The organism is Bartonella sp. CL63NXGY, from assembly GCF_042194905.1.
GTDB lineage: Bacteria > Pseudomonadota > Alphaproteobacteria > Rhizobiales > Rhizobiaceae > Bartonella.
The window spans coordinates 1-5,922 of the sequence record NZ_JBHINK010000034.1; the positions used below are offsets into that span (position 1 = coordinate 1).

Here is a 5,922-nt window from a genome sequence, read left to right on the forward strand (position 1 = left end):
GCAATTTTATATTTAGTTAAAGAAAGGGAATTGGGGTATGTCCAGTAAATTACCATGGACGAGGCTTTTTGCAGACAAGTGGCTACTTGATCTTGCATATTTGCCAGCTTTTGAAGGTTTCATATATGTTAAGTTGCGCTTTCAAATGCTTCGCACAGGAGAGCCGCTTACGAATAATTTTAAAGTGTTATCTTTATTGGCTGGCTGCTCAGTAAAAAAATTTCAGAAGGCATTAGATCTTTTATTAGAAACTGGACATATCATTTGTTTAGAAGATGGTCGGTTGTGGAACCCAGATGTTGAATTAGAATTAAATGATAGCAAAGAGAAATCAGAAGCAGCAACAAAAGCAGCTCATTCTAGATGGCATAAAACAAAAGGTAAAAATGACAATAATCATATAAAAGAAAACGCATATGCGGATTGCATGCAGAGCGCATACGATGCGCATAGTGTTGCGCAATGCGAACGCAATGCCATTAACAATAACATTAACATATATAAAAAAAATAAAACTAACGTTTTATTAAAAAAAGAAATTGATTTTGAAGATTTAGAAACAATCGATTTGGTTGACGAGCCAATCGAGTGTGATGTTGAAAGCCAATCAGAGCAAACCAACCAACCTCCCATTCACGAGCAGACAAGCGTTCCTAAGAAAGCCAAGCGGGTTAAAACCGATAGAGGCTGTCGATTGCCTACGGATTTTGAACCCGATTACGATTTTGCGATTAGAGAGGGCTTGCCTCCAGAGCGTGTGAAAGTCGAAATCGCAAAATTTCGAGATTATTGGAATGCCAAGGCAGGTAAGGACGCTAGTAAGCGTGATTGGCAAGCAACGTGGCGCAACTGGGTAAGAAATTCAAAAGATCATAAAGTCAATAAACAAGGTGGTAATTATGGAAATTACAATCAAAAGCAAAAAAGCATTGGGGAGCGTATCGCAGACAGTCTCCTTGATATCGGAAATCGAGGGTATTTTGAAACACATTCATGCGATGATACCTCCGAGCGGTCCGTTTGTTTTGAAGGATGGCAGCCAATTAACGAAACAGCAGGAATCGATTGCTTTAGAGGCTTATGATCAATTGCAAGAGCTCTTTGCAGTGAAAGCTGGGAAAGAGGATATAGCAAAGGCAATTCGGATGCTGTCGTGTGGTTTGAAAATAGCACAACAATCAGACCATGAGGGAATGGCACTTACCTACGGAATGGTTTTGGAGAATGTATCAGTGTGGTCACTGATGACAGTGGTCAAACGGATTTTATGTGATGAAATAAATTGTTTATCCGATACGTTTTTTCCGAGCACGCGTGAACTTGTCAGGTTGTGTCGTGATTTGGAAAACGATCTTTTGAGAAAAGCCAATCTTGTACGCAATGCTGTTTTGAGATTCCGTGAAAAGGAGTTGAAAGAACAAGCAGCGAAAGAGCATTCAATACCTATAACGCTTGTTGAAGGACATTATAAACAAAAACACAATAAAGTCAATAGTTTGCTTGCAATTATTTTATATGAATCCACTCAAGAATCCACACTTTTATGCATGATTCATTTGACCATTTTTTATATAAGATTGCCATGTATGAATAGACCCAAAAAAGCTAATCATAAAGAAGTTTAAGAAGAAAAAACAACTTCAAAATGTCCTTCAAGCGTTTTAACTTCTTTCGGATTAACAATAATCTTTATATCGTTTCCCAATTTTGCCAAACACTCAAGCATTTTCATTTCACTAATTCCCCGAAATTCTCCACTTAAGAGTTTAGACAGTTTTGGTTGAGTCATTTTCAAAAGTTGACTAGCCTGTTTTTGTGTTAAGTTCTTTTCTTTCAGAATTTGACTAATCTTATGAGCAAGTTGCGCTTTGATAAGCATCTCTCTGGAATCTGAAAAGCCAAGATCCGCATAAACATTGGAACTACCGTGAAAAACATTGATCATTTTAATTCCCTTCTAATTGTTCTGCTAACTTGAGACGTTCTTTAATCAGATTAATGTCTGGTTTTGGTGTTGCAATGCCACGGGTCGATTTTTTCTGAAAACAATGCAACACATAAAGAGATTTTTTATATTGTATCGTATAAACAGCGCGATAAGTTCCTTGAATATCGCGTTCAATAATTTCTAGAACATTGGCAGATCCAAACCCCTTGAGAACCTTAACATTTTCTCCTCTATCTCCTATCTGAGCAAGATAAAGAGCATAACCAATCCTTTGTTGAATAAGATCAGGAAGACTTTTTATATCTTTGAGTGAAGAACCAAGCCATATGATACGTTTTATTTTACTCATGATTATTAATATACCCATATGGGTATATTTTCAAGTGGTTATTCTAATTTTGTGATTTTTTAATAACTATTATTAATAAAATTGACTTGATAAAAATGGTAACAAAAAACCATAATTGTTTATTTGTTTTATGAAAAGCTGCTTTTAAAAACCAACGCTTGCAAGCTAAAAAGAACGTTTTTTACAAGACATTCACTTAATATGCATTTGCTTTTGATTGGATTGTTAAAGCTACCGAGCATTTTGATTTGTTTGATACGTTTGATAGCCATAACAAGCGTTTATAGGCTCTGTAATTCATATGTTTACGGTTTGCTTCATTCAGAAGATTATCGCTCTCGTTATGCTGATAATTTATGCAAAGAATTACCTCGTATCCCTTGTGTAAAGAGTGCTGATGATTTTTGGAAATTTGTAACAGCAGGGCGTGAATTGGGTCATTTGCATGTGAATTATGAAGATGTAAAACCTTATCCAGTAACCTTTAAAAAGGGTAATCCAAAACAGACAGAGATCTCTAATCCCGAAAAATTCTATTATGTAACTGAAATGAAATTCGCAAAAGCAGGTAAAGAGAAAGATAAATCAACTGTTATTTATAATAACAATATCACAATAACAGATATCCCTCTTGAAGCTTATGAGTATATTGTCAATGGCAAGCCTGCTCTTGAATGGGTTATGGGGCGTCAATGCGTTAAGACTGATAAAAAGAGTGGCATTGTTAATGATGCCAATCGCTATGCTGTTGAAACCGTTGGCAACCCTGCTTATCCATTAGAGTTATTTCAAAGGGTTATTACTGTAAGTTTAGAGACAATCAAAATTGTTAAGAACCTACCAAAATTAGAAATTAGAGAAACTGAATAACTTATAAAGCATGCTCACATAATGGGCATGCCAATCTTATTAAAGCCGCTTATGTATTAGTTTAAATAAAAGTTTATTTTATCATCTGTTATGAGATAACTAAGATAGGAAAGAATTACGTTATCAGAAATCCTTTAATGGACTTTTGTAAATTTTGTAAACGTATCATCTTGTGAATTGATTACCTATAATCTTTAAAAGGAGTGTTTATATGCGTTATTCTAAAAAGAAATCATTTGCACTTTTAGATACTCTTATTTGGATTGCCTTTAAGAGATTATACCGTATTTAAAATGATAGCTTTATCCTTTTCAAAAGCTTTGTTTAAACAGAGTTATGTATATTCACTTTTCTTATATTACTTATAGGTTTTGTCTGTTTTTAAAACCCCCAAAACACCTACAAAACCCTCTTAGATATATATTAAAAATTGTATTTATGTGTTATGTTTAATATAGGTTGTTTATTTGAAAGATTAACATATTGAAATATAATAACTTTTATTTTGGATTAAAAAATATATATAAAGGGGGGGGTAAAAAGACCCCCCAAAACCCCCATACCCCCCTAAACTCATAACCATAATAGTCTTAATAGCATTTTTATGATCATAAACCGTTTCTTTTGAAAGGCTTTAAAGGATCACATGTTTTTTTAAGACGTGGTTTAATCACTCACTAAAATCATAAGGTTATCTATTCAAAAGAACTGATTAAAATTCATAAAGGGGATTTTGATAACGTAATCAGTTTTTACTTTCATACGCTTTTCATAAGACATGTTTTAATGACACACTAAAATAATCACTTTTGTCAGTTCAATTTACTGACAGATAACTGACAAATATATATTATTAATTGTATTTAAGGTTGTGTTATCTATATAAGTTGTATCTTAAAAAGACTAACATATTGAAATATAATGCTTTTAATTTTTTATCATTTTAAAAAAATAGTATAGGGTCTAAAAAGAACTGACAAAACTGACACAACTGACAAAGTCTATTAAAAGGGATTTTGCTAATCTCTATAATTATCAATCTCTCTTTAGATATTTTCATAACAGGCAATAAATCACAATTATCCTATTTATCGTTTCTCTTATGAAAATGAAAAATGATGCCATGGCTATAAAGAACATAACAGCTATAAAGAATGCGTAAAAACAGTAAACTTGAATACTCATATGCAAATGAAAGCATTTGTTTATAAAGACAGTCCCTATAAAGGCTGTTAAGTCTAAAATGTGTTATTAAAAGAAATTAACAGAAATCTTAAAAGCCATTTAGTGACAAAATTGATAGGTTATAAAGTTTAAAATACGCATTATGAGAGCGTTTCTAAATATTATAAATGTATAGATTCAGAAAATAACGCAATCTTTTAAGAAAGCCAATAATATAGCTTTAAAAGCACATAAATATAAAAGAAGCAAATAATAGGCATAAGATATTATCAATACACAACGTATTTAAAAAAAATACAAAAAAATATCAAAAAAGATAAAATATCGTTTGACAATAAATACGTATTTTGTTATATGAATATTCAAGTGATTAAGAAACACTAAACAGATAGCGAAGAGGTTACGATAAACCTAATCCTATTATAAAAACTGACTATCTTTTATGCTTTAATTAGCATATATGATGATTTTGTCGGGTGTCGTTACGCCATACAATACTCTTTATGAGAAAAGCGTAACAACGGACTATCTGCCGTGTTTCTTAGCGCCCGGCGCCCATTAGGGTGTCAATAAGAAACTTTTAAACAGATAGGTTTTAAATATGACAAATATCTCAAAAAACACCCCCGTTCTCTCTAACATTGCAAATGAAACTGCATCTGTTAATAAACAAGAGCCTGCAAAAAAATATGAACTTACTAATGAAAACCGCGTTGTTAACGGTGTGACTTTACACCGCATTAAAGCTTTAAGAGATTTTGATGATGTAAAAGCTGGGAACCTCGGCGGCTTTATCGAAAATGAAAGCGATCTATCCCATGATGGCAATTGCTGGGTTTATGATGATGCTATGGTTATCCAAGCAAGCGTTTCCGAAAATGCAAAAATACGCAATAATGCCTGTGTTGTGAATTATGCTAAGGTTTATGGTAATGCCGTGATTAGTGATAAGGCATGGGTTTTGAGTAATAAAGCACATGTTTATGACAATGCAATCATTAATGGCAATGCAAAAATTGGTGGCTATGTTTTTGGCAATGCCGTTGTGAGTGATAATGCCGTTATTACTGAAGGGGCTCTTATTTACGATAATGCCCGTGTATATGAAAATGCTCATGTGAGTGGGCTTGTGTTTAATGATGCCCATGTCTATGGGAAATCACGCCTTGCTGCGTGGTCAAAAGCTTATGGCAATGCTCATGTTTTTGATAAAGCTATAGTTTATGATGGGAGCAATATTTATGACAATGCCAAGGTTTTTGGCTCGGCGCGTGTTGGTCCTTTTGCAAAAATTCATGATAATGCTCATGTGAGTGGCAAAGCACAAATTTGCCAATTTACAACGATTTATGGCAATGCTGTGCTTAAAGAAAATAAGAAATTTTCTGAAGATATCTGTGGTGCTGATCAGAATATAAATAACGCTGCGTGAATAACGTGCGGGCGCGGCGGGGGCGCCCCCTTTTAACATTTCATTTAAAAATTTAAATCTCTTTATAAAGGAATTGTGCTATGCAAAAAAAGTTTGCACTCACAAATGAAACGCGTGTAATTAATAATCATACCCTTT

Annotated in this window: 5 protein-coding genes and 1 pseudogene; 4 read left to right on the forward strand and 2 right to left on the reverse strand. The window is 33.5% G+C overall.

Translation table 11 applies throughout. The features are described 5' to 3' along the window. Positions 1–37: 37 nt before the first annotated feature. A complete protein-coding gene (locus ACFIK0_RS08790) occupies positions 38–1,084 on the forward strand; it encodes a hypothetical protein (protein WP_375663844.1) in 1,047 nt (348 codons plus the stop codon). Next, on the forward strand, positions 1,026–1,625 hold the full coding sequence (locus tag ACFIK0_RS08795) for a hypothetical protein (RefSeq protein WP_375663845.1): 600 nt from the start codon (positions 1,026–1,028) through the stop codon (positions 1,623–1,625). The genes ACFIK0_RS08790 and ACFIK0_RS08795 overlap by 59 nt, the downstream gene beginning before the upstream one ends. Here ACFIK0_RS08795 and ACFIK0_RS08800 read toward each other — a convergent pair. Together ACFIK0_RS08800 and ACFIK0_RS08805 are read right to left on the reverse strand one after the other, a co-directional pair. After that, positions 1,622–1,945: a helix-turn-helix domain-containing protein gene (locus ACFIK0_RS08800; protein ID WP_015856199.1), complete on the reverse strand. Its 324-nt coding sequence runs from the start codon at positions 1,943–1,945 to the stop codon at positions 1,622–1,624. The two genes, ACFIK0_RS08795 and ACFIK0_RS08800, sit on opposite strands and share 4 nt — an antisense overlap. Position 1,946: 1 nt before the next feature. Continuing rightward, a complete protein-coding gene (locus ACFIK0_RS08805; RefSeq protein WP_041581387.1) occupies positions 1,947–2,297 on the reverse strand; it encodes a type II toxin-antitoxin system RelE/ParE family toxin in 351 nt (116 codons plus the stop codon). Positions 2,298–2,597: 300 nt separating this feature from the next. On the opposite strand from ACFIK0_RS08805, the pseudogene ACFIK0_RS08810 reads away from it, so the two are divergent. Together ACFIK0_RS08810 and ACFIK0_RS08815 are read left to right on the forward strand one after the other, a co-directional pair. Next, a pseudogene (locus tag ACFIK0_RS08810) lies at positions 2,598–3,167 on the forward strand (type ISP restriction/modification enzyme); the annotation flags it as partial. 1,786 nt (positions 3,168–4,953) lie between these two features. Continuing rightward, positions 4,954–5,784 (forward strand): hypothetical protein, encoded by an 831-nt coding sequence (locus tag ACFIK0_RS08815; RefSeq protein ID WP_375631593.1) that lies wholly within the window; start codon positions 4,954–4,956, stop codon positions 5,782–5,784. The last annotated feature ends 138 nt before the right edge of the window (positions 5,785–5,922 follow it).